Source organism: Kribbella sp. NPDC050459 (assembly GCF_040655315.1).
Classification (GTDB): domain Bacteria; phylum Actinomycetota; class Actinomycetes; order Propionibacteriales; family Kribbellaceae; genus Kribbella.
This window is the reverse complement of sequence record NZ_JBFAJQ010000019.1, coordinates 106,909-120,833: the sequence shown is the minus strand read 5'-3', so window position 1 is coordinate 120,833 and position 13,925 is coordinate 106,909. Positions and strand designations below refer to the sequence as shown.

Sequence of the window (13,925 nt, the reverse complement as noted above, 5' to 3'; positions counted from 1 at the left end):
AAGCGGTCCGGCGGGCCCCGGTGCGGCTGCGAGCGTGAGCAGTATGAGCACGCTGATGTTCCCGATCGGCCAGTGCCTCGGGACGTACTACGCCGACGCCGAGGACGTTCATGTCCAGCAGGTACGCCTCGGATGGGAGATCGTGGAGCTGGGCGACGAGGAATTCGCGGTCTGGGCACTCGCGCACGGTTTGGCCGAGAACCCCGACCCTTGGGACCGGGCGCGCATGACTGCGCTCCTGGCGGGCAGGAAGATCCAGGACCCCGCACTGCTGATCGAGAGCTTGCTGAGCAGGACCCTGCTCGCTGAGGTCGACCTGGACGCGCCGGCGGACTTCGCGGCGCGTCACAGGTTGCTCCCGCTGCACATCGGCCACGGTGCAGCCCCTGAGGTCACCACGATGTTCACGACGGGGACGACCGCCCAACCGCTCGTCGGGATGACCCAGACTCTCTACGACCTGTGGTTGTGGTGCCATCTGTCTCCCAGTCTCCTGATCGCGTGCCAAGAACGCCACGCCGACGTGGGCGCCGTACTGACTGCGCTGCACCCGCTGCTCGCGTCCAGTGCCGCGTGTCTCGACCTCGCCGTACCGGAGGGCGGGTCGTGAGCGCGCCGGTATTTCCGATCGGCCACGGCGCCGGGCCGTACTTCGCCGGGGACCCGCTGCGGCACGTCGTTCGCATCGGCCGCACGGCGGAGCTCCTGAGTGAACCCGAGTTCCGTGTCTGGGAACTCGCGCACCGGTCGGCCGAAGTGACCAACCTGTTGGCCGAGTGCGAAGCCGCCAGTGTCGACGACGCGGAGCAGCACGTGGACTCCCTGCTGCGCCGCGGCGTGCTGGCTCCGGTCGACGATGCGGTCGCGTTCGCGCATCGCTACCGGTTGCGGCCCTTGTTTGTGGGCCTGGGCAACCGTCCCGACGACCCGGGCCACTTCGCGATCGGCGTACCGGGGCTGGAGCCGCTGGCGACGGTGGGACCAATGACCTACGAGCTGTGGCAGTGGGGCTGGGTCGCACCGTCGCTGTGGGCGCACTGCGAAGTGCTGGCGACCATCGGCGAGCAGGTCGGGGAAGAGCCGGGTGCACCGGCAGCCCAGCTCGGCACGGTCCTCGACGGGGTGTTCGCACTGCTCTCGCGGTCCGTCGTCGTACTCGACACGGTCTCATGACACGGCTGCGGTCACGTCCTCGACCTGCAACGTGCGTAGGTCGCTGATGCTCGGCATGCCGCCCAGCCGGCGCAGACGCTGCGACTGCGCCTTCCGGACCCGGTCGAACAGCCGACGGGCGTCCCGGGCGTTTCCGAAGTTCGCGGCCTGGGAGGCGACGGCGAAATGCCGCTGCAGGATCGGCGTGGTGCCGTCGTCCAGGTCGTACTCGTGCGCGGCGACCATCCGCTGCACGATGAGGGTCAGGTCGTCGGCGGAGTAGTTCTCGAAGTCGATCGTCTTCGAGAACCTGGAGGCGAGCCCGGGGTTGGCATCCAGGAAGCGGAGCATCTCGGCGCTGTACCCGGCGACGATGACCGCGGCCTCGTCACGATGGTCCTCCATCAGCTTGACCAGGGTGTCGATCGCCTCCTGGCCGAAGCTGTCGTTCTCGGCGCCGGCGCGGGAGAGCGCGTACGCCTCGTCGATGAACAGCACGCCGCCGTTCGCTTCCTGGAACACCACCGTGGTCTTCTCCGCGGTGTGCCCAAGGTACTGCCCGACCAGATCGCGCCGTGCGACCTCGCTGAACTGCCCCTTCGGCAGTACGCCGAGTGCGGCCAGCAGCTTGCCGTAGATGCGAGCCACTGTGGTCTTGCCGGTGCCAGGTGCGCCCGCGAACACCAGGTGATGACTCAAGCTCCCGACCGGCAGCCCGGCCTTCCGTCGCCACTCGTTGACCTGGATCTCGTCGATCAGGCTCCGCACTTCGTCCTTCACACCGGCCAGACCGACCATGGCGTCCAGCTCCGCGAGCAGCGACTCCACATCGGCCGCGGCAGGCTCTTCGGTGGTCGCCCTTGCCTCTGTCTGGACGGCGGCTGTCACGGAGACCAGCTCAGGCTCAGCGACGTCGAGAGCCGGCTGGGCGGTGTTCTCCCAACGACAGGACAGCACCTCGCCCCGGCAGCGGCGTCCGAACACCACAGCCGGTCCGGCGGTGTCGCGGACCAGCGTGTGCCGCAGTACCGCTGTGGACTCGTAGGCGATCAGTACGCCGGCTTCTGCGGTGCCGGTGACCTCGCAGCTCTCGATGGTGGGTCGGCCGTGCTGGTACGCGTAAACGCCGCGCCGCCCGCAGTCGGTGACCTGGCAGTCGCGCAGTACGACAGCTGCGCCGAGACGGACGATGACGCCGTCGGCGGAGGCACCGGACACCTTGGTGTGCTCGATCTGCGCTGTGCAGTCCTCAAGGACCAGGCCGTGCTCGCCGCCGTCGATCTGGCAGTGCGACAGCGACACCTCGGCCGGACCGGCCACGAGAGCGACAGCGCCGAAGGTGGTTGTCAGCGTGCACCGTTCGGCGCGCAGGGTCCCACCGTTCAGGTCTACGGCAGGCGCATCGCCACCGCGGATGGTCAGCTCACGCAGTACGAGCCGTCCGCCCGAGGAGCGCAGTACGGGGCTCTGTGCGGAGCTGGCGTCGATGACCACCTCACCCGCGTCGGCGGTCAGGGTCACCGAACGGTCGGCGAGATCGATGGTCTCCCGGTAGACGCCGGGAGCGATCGAGACGACGGCGCCGTCGGGAGCGTCGAGTACAGCGGCACCGATACTCGGGTAGGCGCCCGGGCGGTCCGGTGCCACCAGGAGCGTGCGGCTCATCGCGTACCCACCCAGCCGCGGTCGGCCGCCTTAACTCCGGCCTGGAACCTGCTCTGGGCGCCGAGACGCGCCATCATCTCGGAGACCATCCGGCGGACGGTGCGAACCGACACACCCAACTGCGCGGCCGCTGACGCGTCGGTGCCGCCGTCACCGAGCAGTGAGAGCACTTCGCGTTCGCGGACCGTCAGGCCGGACGCGTCGCCCAAACCGGTCGGCTGACGCAACGGGGTGGCTGTGTGCCAGACACGCTCGAACAGTTCGGTCATGGCCCCGACAGCCGCGGCCAGCCGGAGGATGCTGACCGATCCGCGACCGGTCCGGTCGGCCGGTAGGGCTACGGTCGCCGCGTCGACGATCATGGCGCAGAGGGGGACTGTGGGCGCCGTACGGACCTGGGCTCCGTTGCGGCTCAGCTGCTGCAGCCGTCTCGACAGCATGGGGTCCGTGCGGGCGGCGTCCGGAACAAGAATGCGGTAACGGACGTGGGGCGCCAGCACAGCGGTACCCAGCTCGCGGAGACCGGCGATCGGGTCGGACAGCGCGGCCGTGGCCGGTGTACTGACCAGGACCTCGCCGGCGGCCGACTTGAGCAGGCCCTCGAGCGTGCGCTGTGCGGCGGCCGGGCTGCCGGCCCAGTCCAGTGCACTGTTGCCGTCTCCGAGCGGCGCCGGGTGGCGGCGGGCGAACTCGCCGGCGATCTCGGCCGCGGCGACCCGGCTGCGTTCCAGGTCACGGGTGACGCGCGCCAGGTCGGCCTCGCGTTCGGCGAGCAGGGCGGTGAGGCTGAGCCGGGGGTTGAGCGGCCGTACGACGTCGCCCGCGCTGTCCCGGGCGAGCAGGCCGAGGCCGCTCAGGTGCTGGATCACTTCGCGCGTCGCGGCCTCGTCCAGCCCGAGCCGCTCGCCGAGCTCGGCCGGGGTCCACGAGGGCCGCTCGAGGACCACCAAGTAGGTGCGCTCGGCGGTCGCGTCGACGCCCAGGTGGGCCAGTCGCAGTCCGGTGGTGCGGACGTGCGGTGCGGATTTCACGGCTCGCGGGTAACGAGCCGCACGGGGGTACGAAGCGCCTTCGGAGGGCTCTGACTGGTACACGGGACACCTCGCTCGATTCGGTGAGTCGCCAGGACTCGGTCGGAACACCAGAACCATCGCGGGGCCCCGTCCAGCGGGGATCTTGCGGATGTCCACGCCTGGTACAGCCGATACAGCGGCTGTCCAGCGGGGCTCCAGCCACGCTCGATCAAGGGAGCGCAGCCAGGAACGCGGCCCGTTGCCGACCGGTCTGGTGGACCGCGTCCGGGCCTTGCGGGGCGTCGGCGTGGGCCACGACCAGGGCGTGGTCGAGGTCGCTCGACGTGGTGACGGTGACCGCGCCTGCCTGCTGGAGAGCGAGGTGCGGAGGTACGGCGTACATCCGGTAGCGGCCGGTGCCGAGGTCGAGTGCGTCCCACTCTTCGGAGACTTGCTTCGGGGTCAGCGAGGTGAGCAGGTTGGCGAGGTCGCTCGGGCCTAGCGGCTCGGCGCGGAGGCCCTGGCGGTGGAGGCGCTTGGTCAGCCGTCGGACTGTGTTGGACAGGAGGAGGTCCAGTTCGGTGTTTTCGCGGCGGTCGACGGAGCGGACTGCGGTGATCGCGATCCAGGCTCGGCCGGGGCGGCGGATCAGCTTGATGCGCAGGTCGGTGCGGTCCTCCACCAGGTCGCCCGGCGCTGCGTCCGGCGGTACGTCGGTCTCCAGCAGCACCGTGACGCCGTCGGGCCGGATGATCGTGCCGGTGTCGACGTCGCCGAGTTCGAGCCGCCCGCGGTACGCCTCGACCGCCACGAAGCGCGGTCCCCGCAGCAGGTAGCCGAGAGCCAGCCGGATCCACTGGAAGCACCACAACCCACGCCACCCGGTAGCCGTCACACCGAAGACCCCGAGCACGACCAGCCCCGCGACCACATCCGTCGCCGGCCCTCGCCCCGCCAAGCCTGCCGCCGCCCCGAGCGCGACCTCCCAGCAGACCAGCTGCGCCACCCCGACCCGCAGACGCGCACTTGGAGCAGGCGGCGCCGGCTGTGGCGCACTCGCCGACACAGGACCCGGTTGGGCTGTAGCGCCCGACACCGGCGCACCGGCCGATCCGGCAGCAGCCGGGCGCACCGAGGCGGGCCGCTGCGGCTGGCCGACCGCACCAGGCGAGACAGCCGCGCGAGGCATGGCGGAGGTGCCGGGCGTGGTGGTGGGGGTGCCGGGGAGGGGGGAGGTGCCGGGTGCGGCGGAGGTGCTGGGGGAGGTGGGTTTGCGTGGTGGGGTGACTGTGGCGGTAACGGGGGGCCTGGCGGTCTGTGGTGCGGGTGGGAGGCCGGGGGTGGGGGTGGGTGTTGGGGTCATGGGAGTGGGGTGAAGAGTTCGTTGTCGAGGTGTGGGCCTGTTGGGCGGCGGCGGGGGGTGGGGAGGGTGAACTGTGCGGGGGAGTCCTGGGCGGCGCGGCCTTGGAGGTCGGGCTGGACTCCGGTGCGACCTAGGGAGTCGTCCTGCCGGGAGCGTTTGCGTGCACCGTTGCGGATCTCGTTCGAGCCGCCGCCCGAGGCTCCGGCCATCGGCGGAGCGATTGCCGGCGTCGACTTGGCGGCCGCTGCCGCAGCACGGGCGGTGCTGCCGGCCAACGCGGGCTCGCTCCCGGCCGCGATCCGCGCACCCGCCACCGCGGAGCCGGCGGCCGGTGTGGTCCGTAGAGAGCCCGCACCGAGTGCTCCTGCGAGGACGGCGCCCGGGAACCCGCCGGGCGACCCGCCCGGTGTCAGCGGGACACCGATCGACGGATCGGGAACCGGCGTCGGCACCGTCGCAGTCCCGCCGGCCAGCGTCGGCAGGTCCGGGTGGATCAGCGTGCCGGGCAGGTTCTCGTACCCAGGCAGCTTGTCCAGCGCATCCTGTCCGCTCCCGAGACTCCCCGACTGCGCGAGACCCGAGATCGTCTGGACCAGACTGGCGCCCTTCGTCATCACGTCGAACAACTTGTCCGTCGCATCCAGCACGTCCGTCACGGACGCAGCGGTCACCGGCGACGACGGCATCGGTGCGCCGCCACCCGGTCCCTGCCAGCCCTGGGTCGGCTGCGGTACGGCGGTGGGCGCCTGCATGACGACACCGACCGCTTCCATCATCCCGGCGCCGACCTGCTGCAGACCGACCGCGACCTGCGCTGCGAACGGCCCGATGATCGGTACGCCGCTCAGCGCGACGGCGGTGTCGTACCCGCTCTGCAGCGCCGGCATCACCGCCTGCGCGGCGTTCAGCGCCGTCCCGCCGAGCCGCAGTGCGGCGGACATCGCGCCGGTGTACGCGGCCCACTCGCCGAGCGACGCGAGACTGCCCACGACCTGCCCGTCGAACGCCACCTGCGACAGCGAGCCGATGCTCTGCGGCCAGGTGCCGATGACGCTGTTGGCGGCGCCGAGGTCGCCGTGTGTCGCGAGCAGCTGCCCGCAGGCCGAGCCCCACATGTCGGCGCCCGCGTGCCACGGCTCGGCGCGCTGCCCGTAGAGCATCGTCGCCATCGCGTTCAGTTCCATCCCGAAGTACGCGCCCATCGTCGGCTCCCGTCAGTCCGTTGCCGTCGGCAACTCGTCGGCGAGCGCTCCGTGCGCGGCCGCGCTCGCGAGGTCGGTCGACTCGAACAGCCCTGCGATCGACAGCGCGCTGTCGATCAGCGACGCGATCCCGCTCGTCGCCTGCAGCGTGACCTGGCCGGTGTTCTCGACGCAGAAACGCACGTGCGCCTCGACCGTCGCGCTCTCCGGCATCGGGCCGGCGAGCGGCGGTGTCGCCTGGACCGTTCCGGAGACCGGAGTGACGGTCGACAGGGGCGCGAGCGCCGCGAACTGACGCAGCTCGTCAGGCACCACGGTCAGTGTGCCGATGTCCACATTTCCTCCTCAGGTTCGTCGTGTGCACCACATCAAGGTCCGGCGGCCCGACCGGATCAGGTCACCGGACGTCAGCTAGGGGCCGATCGGGGAGGTCGCCGCCTCCGGATCCAGCGCGTGACCGGCAGGCAGCCGGCTGACCAGCTCCGCGGGCAGCCGTACCACTGGCGGCCGGTCGTAGCCGAGAACGCCCAGTACGTCGCGACTCGCGAGCTGGTAGCGCCGTCCGAGATCGGTGACGAACGACAGCGCTCCGGATCCGGCCGGTTGCCCGGACGACGCCATGGACTCCACGACGGCGCCCTGCCCGGGTGGTACGACGACCACGTCGGCCAACGGCAGACCACCGGGCCCGCGCCCCGTGGTCACTCCGGCATCGCCGGCCGAAGGCAGCGATCCGGCCAGCGTGAAGCGCGGGCGGAACTCACCACCTCCGAACACCGCACACACCGAGTCCCCAGAGGACGCCGGGCGCGCGAACGTCGGCCGCGTCGCCGGCAGCGCCGAGTCCGTCGTCGGCGTGTCCATCCCACCTGCGACCTGTGCCACCACGGTTGGATCCAGCGCAACAGCCTCCGGCACGGACCCCGGGTAGGCCTTACGAGTCACGGGCGCAGCGCGCTGTACGTCGTACTGCAACGAGCTGATCGCCATCAACCGGTCCCGCTGCAGCAGGTAGTACTGTCCTTGCCCGGAAGAGGTCTGTACGACGTACAGCGTGCCGATCCGCCCTGGACGCAACAGGGCCGACGGCGTGCCCGCGCCAGGGACTGAGATCGGTCCGAGCGGTGGACCGGACGGGACCAGGTCCAGCCAGACGGACGGGACCTGCAGCCACGCCTCGGTGTTCAGAGCAAGCGCTGCGGCGACTGTCGCCTGCTGCTGGATCAGGTGCCGGTAGCCGCGCCAGATCAGATACCGCCGGCCATCCGGCCCGACGACCAGCAAGGACTCCGCCGCTGTGCCGGACTGCTCGGTTCCCACGAGCAGCACCGACCGTACGATCGGACTGCCCGACGAGTCGACCTCTGGCCGGCCACACAACGACCAACCGCTCCCGAGCAGTCGGCTCTTGGACGGCAAGGAATCCGGTGCGTCCGGGATGCCCACCCGTTGGCCGCGCGGCACGCCGAGCAGAGACTTCGCGGAGACCATGAGCGGCGCGCTGTACTTGTTGGCCAGCAGCAACGCCGACACGTAGTTGGCCGCGGGGTAGAGCACGCCGTCGCGGTACACGTACCGGGTTCCGGTCTCCTTCTCGACGATGACCCGGTCACCGCTCTGCCACGAGGTCTTGCCACCGGGCGACAGTTGGCCGTAGACACCCACCCCCGCCAGTACGAGAACCGCCAGCCCGATACTGACCAGCATCGCGACGATCCCGCGACGGAACGGCGGGAACTCGGGATCGGTCTCCCGCAGCAGCAAGGCATGTGTCATGCGCTGCTGTACGAACTGGTGCGACTGCAGCTGGTCCCGCTTGGACGCCATCGGTCACCCGCCCAGCCCGCGCACGTACGCGTACAGTCCGAGCACCCACAGCACGACCGGCACGATCAGCAGCACCAGGACCAGTTCTGTCAGCTCGGCGTACCGGCCCAGGTAAGCCCCTGGTTTGTGCCGCGCGTACCAAAGCCCGAGGAACGCGGAGACTGCTGCGAAGACCAGCAGCGAGTACGGCGTCAGTACCAGCAAGCAGCCGAGGCCCAAGAGACCGGCGCCGACGAGACTGAGCCGATGCGCCACCACCGGCAGCAGCCGCGCCCGCAACAAGCAGACGCCGACGACGAGCATCACCAGGATGCGTGCAGGCGTAGATGTCGAACGGGCGAGAACCGCTAGGCATCCGGCCAGCCCGACGGCCAGTCCGGCGAGCATGCCTGTGTAGATCGCCGCTGACCGCAGTACGGCGGCATACACCAGCCGACGTGGCGGTTGGGGAGCATCGGCGAGCAGATCCGCCGCGCTGGTGGGCAAGACGGGCTTTGGCAGCCGGCCGAGCCGCATCGCGAACGGAGAAGCCATCGGGATCAACGCGACCGCTACGGCGCCGACGACGGCCGCGGAGCGGGTCCCGTCCAGCCCGCCACCCAACCAGCCGGCTGCCACCGCCAGCACTCCGGCAGTCACCGAGGCGACGAAGACGGCGGTGTGCCGGGCGATCCCGACGTACCCGAGCAAGCCGAACAACAGCAGCACAGCACCGCCCGCGGTCAGCTGTGGCGCACCGACTAAAGTTGCGCCAGGCAACAATGCTCCACCGGTGAACGCGAACACCAACGACATCGCGCCGGCCAACGCAGCGGCGACCGCGTCCCCAACAGCCCGTGACAGGACAACACCCACCGCCATCAACACTCCTGCGACAACCAGAGCGAAGAACGCCACGTCGTCCGACGATTGCCCGCCGCGCAACTGGATGACGAGCGTGGTGAGCAGTGCGACCGCTCCCGCGATCAGCCCGCACCAGCGGGTCGCGCCGGCAGTCCATGCCCGGCCGCCGGCCCGTGCGTCGGTGGCGATCGCGTCCACCAGGTCGTCGTACTCCAGCTCCGGCCAGTGCTGGTGTGCCGGTGCGAGATGCAGGACCTCGCCGTCCCGGACCTCCTGCGCGGCGAGGTCCCGGTGTGTCTGCAGCGCCTCACCGTCGGGGCGACGCAGGATCCAGCCGCCCTGCAGTGCGCCGAGGTCGGCGAGGTCGTCACCGGCGTGCCGCAGGATGCCGGGCAGCACCTCGGCCACCGTCGACCGCTCGGGAAGTGCCAGGTCCATGCGGCGTTCGGGTGCGTCGATGGTGACCTTGACCAGTCCACGAATGCTCACATTTGTCACCGTGACATGCGGCAACCGGCGCCAGCCGTGTGCTTGCAGCTTGCGGCCAGTCAGCTAGTGGCCGCAGCCGGCTGTACGGCGTTGCGGCGACCTAACGTCCTGGAGCATGTCGACAGTCATCGTCAGCAGGCCGCCGCGGCGCGACGGACCGGCGTTGCCGAGCGGCGACGTCACCTTGGACCCGCCGCCGGCGTTGCCGGTGCCCGCGGGCCGGCAGCTGTCGCAGTACGTGATGATGGTGCCGATGCTCGCGGGCGGTGCCGCGATGGCGTTGATGTACTCGACGCTCGGCGGTGGCGGCAAGATGAGCTACATCGTCGGCGGCCTGTTCGGACTGTCCGCACTGGGCATGGCAGCGGTCGCCTTCGCCGGACAGGGCGCACCGCGCCGCGAGATGGCCAGGGCGCGTCGTGGCTACCTGCGGCACCTGTCCCAGCAGCGCATCCGCGCCAGGCGGTCTGTCGCCCAGCAACGCACGGCGTTGTCGTACCTGCATCCCGATCCCACCCAGCTGTGGACGCTTGTCGAGAGCTACCGGCTCTGGGAGCGCCGCCGCAACGACGCCGACTTCGCGATCGTCCGTGTCGGCACCGGTGCGCAACCGCTCGCCACTCCGGTTGCCCCGCCCGACACAGCCCCACTGGAAGAGCTGGAGCCGTTGTCCGCCGGGGCCCTGCGCCGTTTCATCACGACGTATTCGTCGGTCCCGGGACTGCCCGTGGCAATGGCGTTGCGCGGCTTCGCACGTGTGTACGTCGAGGGTGAGCCGGATCGTGTCCGTGGCCTGGCCCGGGCACTGCTGGCGCAGCTGGCGACCTTCCACTCGCCGGACGACCTACTGATCACAGCTGTGGTCGATCCGGACACCAGAGCGGAGTGGGAGTGGCTGAAGTGGCTGCCGCACGCGCACCATCCCGAGAAAGCTGATGCGCTCGGGCCGATCCGGCTGATCAGCAAGAGCGTTCCGGATCTGGAGTCGGTGCTGGACGACCTGCTCGCACAGCGACCACGCTTCGACCCGGCAGCGACCGGCCGCGTCGACGGTCCGCATGTCGTCGTGCTGATCGATGGCGGCGACGTCGCCGGCTCCGACCACCTGATGACAGGCAGCGGTGTGGAGGGCGTCAGTGTCATCGACCTGACCACCCAGCCGCCCAGGCTGCTCGATCGCTCCAGCGTGCTGCTGGACGTAGCCGACGACGGCGTCTTGACGAGCGTCACCACGGACGGCGAGTCCGAGGTCGGTACGGCGGACCGCTTCACTGTCCAGGACGCAGAAGCCCTCGCTCGCCGACTGGCACCGCTACGGCTGTCGGCGGGAACCGACGGCGACGAGAGCTTCGCGTCCGCCTTCGGCCTGACGGACCTGCTCGGCCTGGGCGACCCTTACACCTTCGACCCGGCGCGGCACTGGGGACCGAGACCGAACCGGGACCGGCTCCGGGTGCGCTTCGGAGTCACCGCGGACGGCACACCGGTCGAGCTCGACCTCAAGGAGTCGGCCCAGGACGGCATGGGGCCGCACGGACTCCTGATCGGTGCGACCGGCTCCGGCAAGAGCGAACTGCTCCGGACGCTGGTGCTCGCGCTCGCCGCGACGCACCCGTCCGACAGCCTGAACTTCGCGCTCGTCGACTTCAAGGGCGGCGCCACGTTCACGAAGCTGGACCGGCTGCCGCACACCAGCGCCGTGATCACGAACCTGAGTGAGGAACTCGCGCTCGTCGACCGGATGTCCGACGCGATCGGCGGTGAGCTCATCCGCCGCCAGGAGCTGCTCCGGCGGGCCGGCAACTACGAGTCCGTCCGCGAGTACGAGCTCGCCAGGGCCGCCGGCGCCGACCTGCCCGAGGTACCGACGCTTCTGGTGATCTGCGACGAGTTCTCCGAGCTCCTGTCGGCCAAGCCCGACTTCATCGACATGTTCAATCAGATCGGTCGGCTCGGCCGGGCGCTCGGCGTCCATCTGCTGCTGGCCAGCCAGAAGCTCGAGGAGGGACGGCTGCGCGGGTTGGACGCGCACCTGTCGTACCGGATCGGTCTGCGGACGTTTTCCGCGATGGACAGCCGGGTGGTGCTCGGCATCCCGGACGCGTACGAGCTGCCCAGGGCGCCCGGGCACGGGTTCTTGCAGATCGGCACCGAGACGCTGGTCCGGTTCCGCTCCGCCTACGTGTCTGGTGTGCACCGCGCTGCTGTGAGCTCGGCCGCCGGAAGCGATGTGGCTGACGACGTGTCCGAGTACATCAGTGCGTACGTGTCGATTCCGGCCGCGACGATCGACCCGGACGAGCAGCCCGAAGAGGACGGTGTCGGCGACAAGCTGCTCGACATTCTCGTCGATCGCCTGCAGAACAAGGGCAAACCGGCGCACCAGATCTGGCTGCCGCCTCTGGACGACCCGCCGGCCCTGACCAGCCTGCTGCCGGCGCTGACCGTCGACCCCGAGCGTGGCCTCACGGTTGCCGCTGCCAGGGCGCGCGGAGCCCTGCGCGTGCCGATCGGCCTGATCGACAAACCGCTCGAGCAGCGGCGCGATCCGTTCGTCGTCGACCTCTCGGCCGGCGCCGGGCATGCTGTGGTGGTCGGCGGTCCCCGGAGCGGCAAGAGCACCGCGATCCGCACGGTGGTCTCGGCGCTGTCGCTGACCCATACGCCCCGCGAGGTGCAGTTCTACTGCCTCGACTTCGGCGGCGGATCACTCGCCGCGCTGCGCGAGTTCCCGCACGTCGGCGGCGTGGCAGCCCGCCTGGACGCGGGCGCCGTACGCCGGACGGTCGCCGAGGTACACCAGGTGCTTGCCGCCCGGGAGCGCCACTTCGCGGACAACGGTGTGGAAAGCATGGCGTCGTACCGCGAACGGCGCGCGGCCGGTGAGTTCGCGGACGACCCGTGGGGCGACGTCTTCCTCGTCGTGGACGGCTGGCCGGTCCTGCGGTCGGACTTCGAGGAACTGGAGACGACGATCGCGGAGATCGCCGGCCGCGGCCTCGCGTACGGCGTGCACGTGATCGCGAGCTGCTCGCGCTGGTTCGACCTGCGCGGCACGATCCGCGACCTGTTCGGCACCCGCGTCGAGCTCCGGCTCGGCGACCCGTCCGACTCGATCGTGGACCGACGGGCCGCGATGAGCGTACCGACCGACAGCCCCGGCCGCGGCCTCGCCGACAAGGCGCACCACTTCGTCGTGGCCACCCCGGACGCCGACCTGGGACCCCAACTCACCGCCGCGTGGCCGGTCTCGGGTGCCCCCCGCGTCCGGCTGCTCCCGCTGCAGTTGTCCGCCGCGCAGCTGAGTGCCGTCGTCAGCCGGAATCAGGGGCCGGCGACCGGATTGCCCATCGGGTTGTCCGAGCGCGACCTCGGACCGGCGTACGTCGACCTCGACGCCGACCCGCATTTCCTGCTGTTCGGGGACACCGAGACGGGGAAGACCGGGTTCCTGCGCTGGATCGCGCGATCGATCGTCGAGCGCCGTCGACCGGACGAGGCGCGGATCATCCTGGTCGACTACCGGCGCTCCCTGACCGTCGACGCCGAGCACGTGATGGGAACCTTCACGGATCCGCGCGGTGTCGAGGCGATGGTCGCGGACCTGGTCCCGGTCCTCGACCGCAGGTTGTCCGGCGAGTGGACCGGGCCGCAGATCCATGTCCTGGTGGACGACTACGACCTCGTCGCCGGCACCACCGCGAACCCGCTGTCCGGTCTCGTCGACTACCTCGCCCAGGGACGCGACATCGGCCTGCACCTGGTCGTCGCCCGCCGCACCGGCGGCGCCGGCCGGGCGATCTTCGAGCCGCTGATCGCGCGGCTTCGCGACCTCGGGACGCCGGGCCTCCTGATGAGCGGCGACAAGTCCGAGGGTCCGCTGCTCGGCGCCACGAAACCGCAGTCGCTCCCGCCCGGCCGCGGCGTGCACGTCGACCGCCGCGGCAACCCCGACCTCATCCATCTCGTGAACTGTCCGGCAACGGAGGAAACCGTATGAGCCTGCTGTTCGACACCGACGAAGTCAGCAACTTCCGGGACAAGCTGCCGCCGGCGGACTTCACCGAGGTCGCCGGACTGATCAAGGACGGCACGAACCTGGCCGGCCGGATGGAGGAAAGCCAGACCATCCAGCGGATCCACCTCGCGTTGCTGCACGAGCTCGAGTCCTTCGGCACCGACGTCCCGCTGGGGATCGAGGCGCTGCGGCAGTTCGCCGACCACGTCATCGGCACCTACACGGGCGTGGACGGCGACAACGCGGCCCGCGAGCGGGCTGTCAACGAGACCTTCCGCCATGTCGAGTCGTACCTCGCGCAAGACGTCTCGCCGTTGTTCCCGAAGCTCCCCGACCCCGCACCGAAGTAGCAG

General features: G+C 70.5%; 11 protein-coding genes. 4 read left to right on the top strand and 7 right to left on the bottom strand.

What is annotated here, in order from left to right; genetic code table 11:
- The first annotated feature begins 43 nt into the window (after nt 1-43).
- Together AB0I12_RS39580 and AB0I12_RS39575 are read left to right on the top strand one after the other, a co-directional pair.
- Nucleotides 44-610: a hypothetical protein gene (locus AB0I12_RS39580; protein WP_359940623.1), complete on the top strand. Its 567-nt coding sequence runs from the start codon at nt 44-46 to the stop codon at nt 608-610.
- A complete protein-coding gene (locus AB0I12_RS39575; RefSeq protein ID WP_359940620.1) occupies nt 607-1,173 on the top strand; it encodes a hypothetical protein in 567 nt (188 codons plus the stop codon). Before AB0I12_RS39580 ends, AB0I12_RS39575 begins: the two co-directional genes overlap by 4 nt.
- Here the strand turns inward: AB0I12_RS39575 and AB0I12_RS39570 are convergent.
- From AB0I12_RS39570 to eccD, 7 genes are all read right to left on the bottom strand, one after another.
- The gene (locus tag AB0I12_RS39570; protein WP_359940617.1) at nt 1,168-2,817 is read right to left on the bottom strand and encodes an AAA family ATPase; all 1,650 of its coding nucleotides are present in this window, start codon (nt 2,815-2,817) and stop codon (nt 1,168-1,170) included. The genes AB0I12_RS39575 and AB0I12_RS39570 overlap by 6 nt on opposite strands.
- A complete protein-coding gene (locus AB0I12_RS39565) occupies nt 2,814-3,848 on the bottom strand; it encodes a helix-turn-helix transcriptional regulator (protein WP_359940614.1) in 1,035 nt (344 codons plus the stop codon). Before AB0I12_RS39565 ends, AB0I12_RS39570 begins: the two co-directional genes overlap by 4 nt.
- 211 nt (nt 3,849-4,059) lie before the next feature.
- Nucleotides 4,060-4,836, bottom strand: a complete 777-nt coding sequence (locus tag AB0I12_RS39560) for a type VII secretion protein EccE (protein WP_359940611.1) — start codon at nt 4,834-4,836, stop codon at nt 4,060-4,062.
- Nucleotides 4,837-5,189: 353 nt separating this feature from the next.
- On the bottom strand, nt 5,190-6,395 hold the full coding sequence (locus AB0I12_RS39555) for a hypothetical protein (RefSeq protein WP_359940608.1): 1,206 nt from the start codon (nt 6,393-6,395) through the stop codon (nt 5,190-5,192).
- Between the two features lie 12 nt (nt 6,396-6,407).
- Nucleotides 6,408-6,731, bottom strand: a complete 324-nt coding sequence (locus tag AB0I12_RS39550) for a hypothetical protein (RefSeq protein WP_359940605.1) — start codon at nt 6,729-6,731, stop codon at nt 6,408-6,410.
- Nucleotides 6,732-6,806: 75 nt separating this feature from the next.
- Nucleotides 6,807-8,222: a type VII secretion protein EccB gene (gene eccB, locus AB0I12_RS39545; protein WP_359940602.1), complete on the bottom strand. Its 1,416-nt coding sequence runs from the start codon at nt 8,220-8,222 to the stop codon at nt 6,807-6,809.
- A 3-nt stretch (nt 8,223-8,225) separates the two neighbouring features.
- The gene (eccD, locus tag AB0I12_RS39540; protein ID WP_359940599.1) at nt 8,226-9,554 is read right to left on the bottom strand and encodes a type VII secretion integral membrane protein EccD; all 1,329 of its coding nucleotides are present in this window, start codon (nt 9,552-9,554) and stop codon (nt 8,226-8,228) included.
- Between the two features lie 115 nt (nt 9,555-9,669).
- On the opposite strand from eccD, the gene eccCa reads away from it, so the two are divergent.
- Complete coding sequence (gene eccCa, locus AB0I12_RS39535) at nt 9,670-13,554, top strand: type VII secretion protein EccCa (RefSeq protein WP_359940596.1); 3,885 nt, start codon at nt 9,670-9,672, stop codon at nt 13,552-13,554.
- On the top strand, nt 13,551-13,922 hold the full coding sequence (locus AB0I12_RS39530) for a hypothetical protein (protein ID WP_359940593.1): 372 nt from the start codon (nt 13,551-13,553) through the stop codon (nt 13,920-13,922). Before eccCa ends, AB0I12_RS39530 begins: the two co-directional genes overlap by 4 nt.
- Nucleotides 13,923-13,925: the final 3 nt, after the last annotated feature.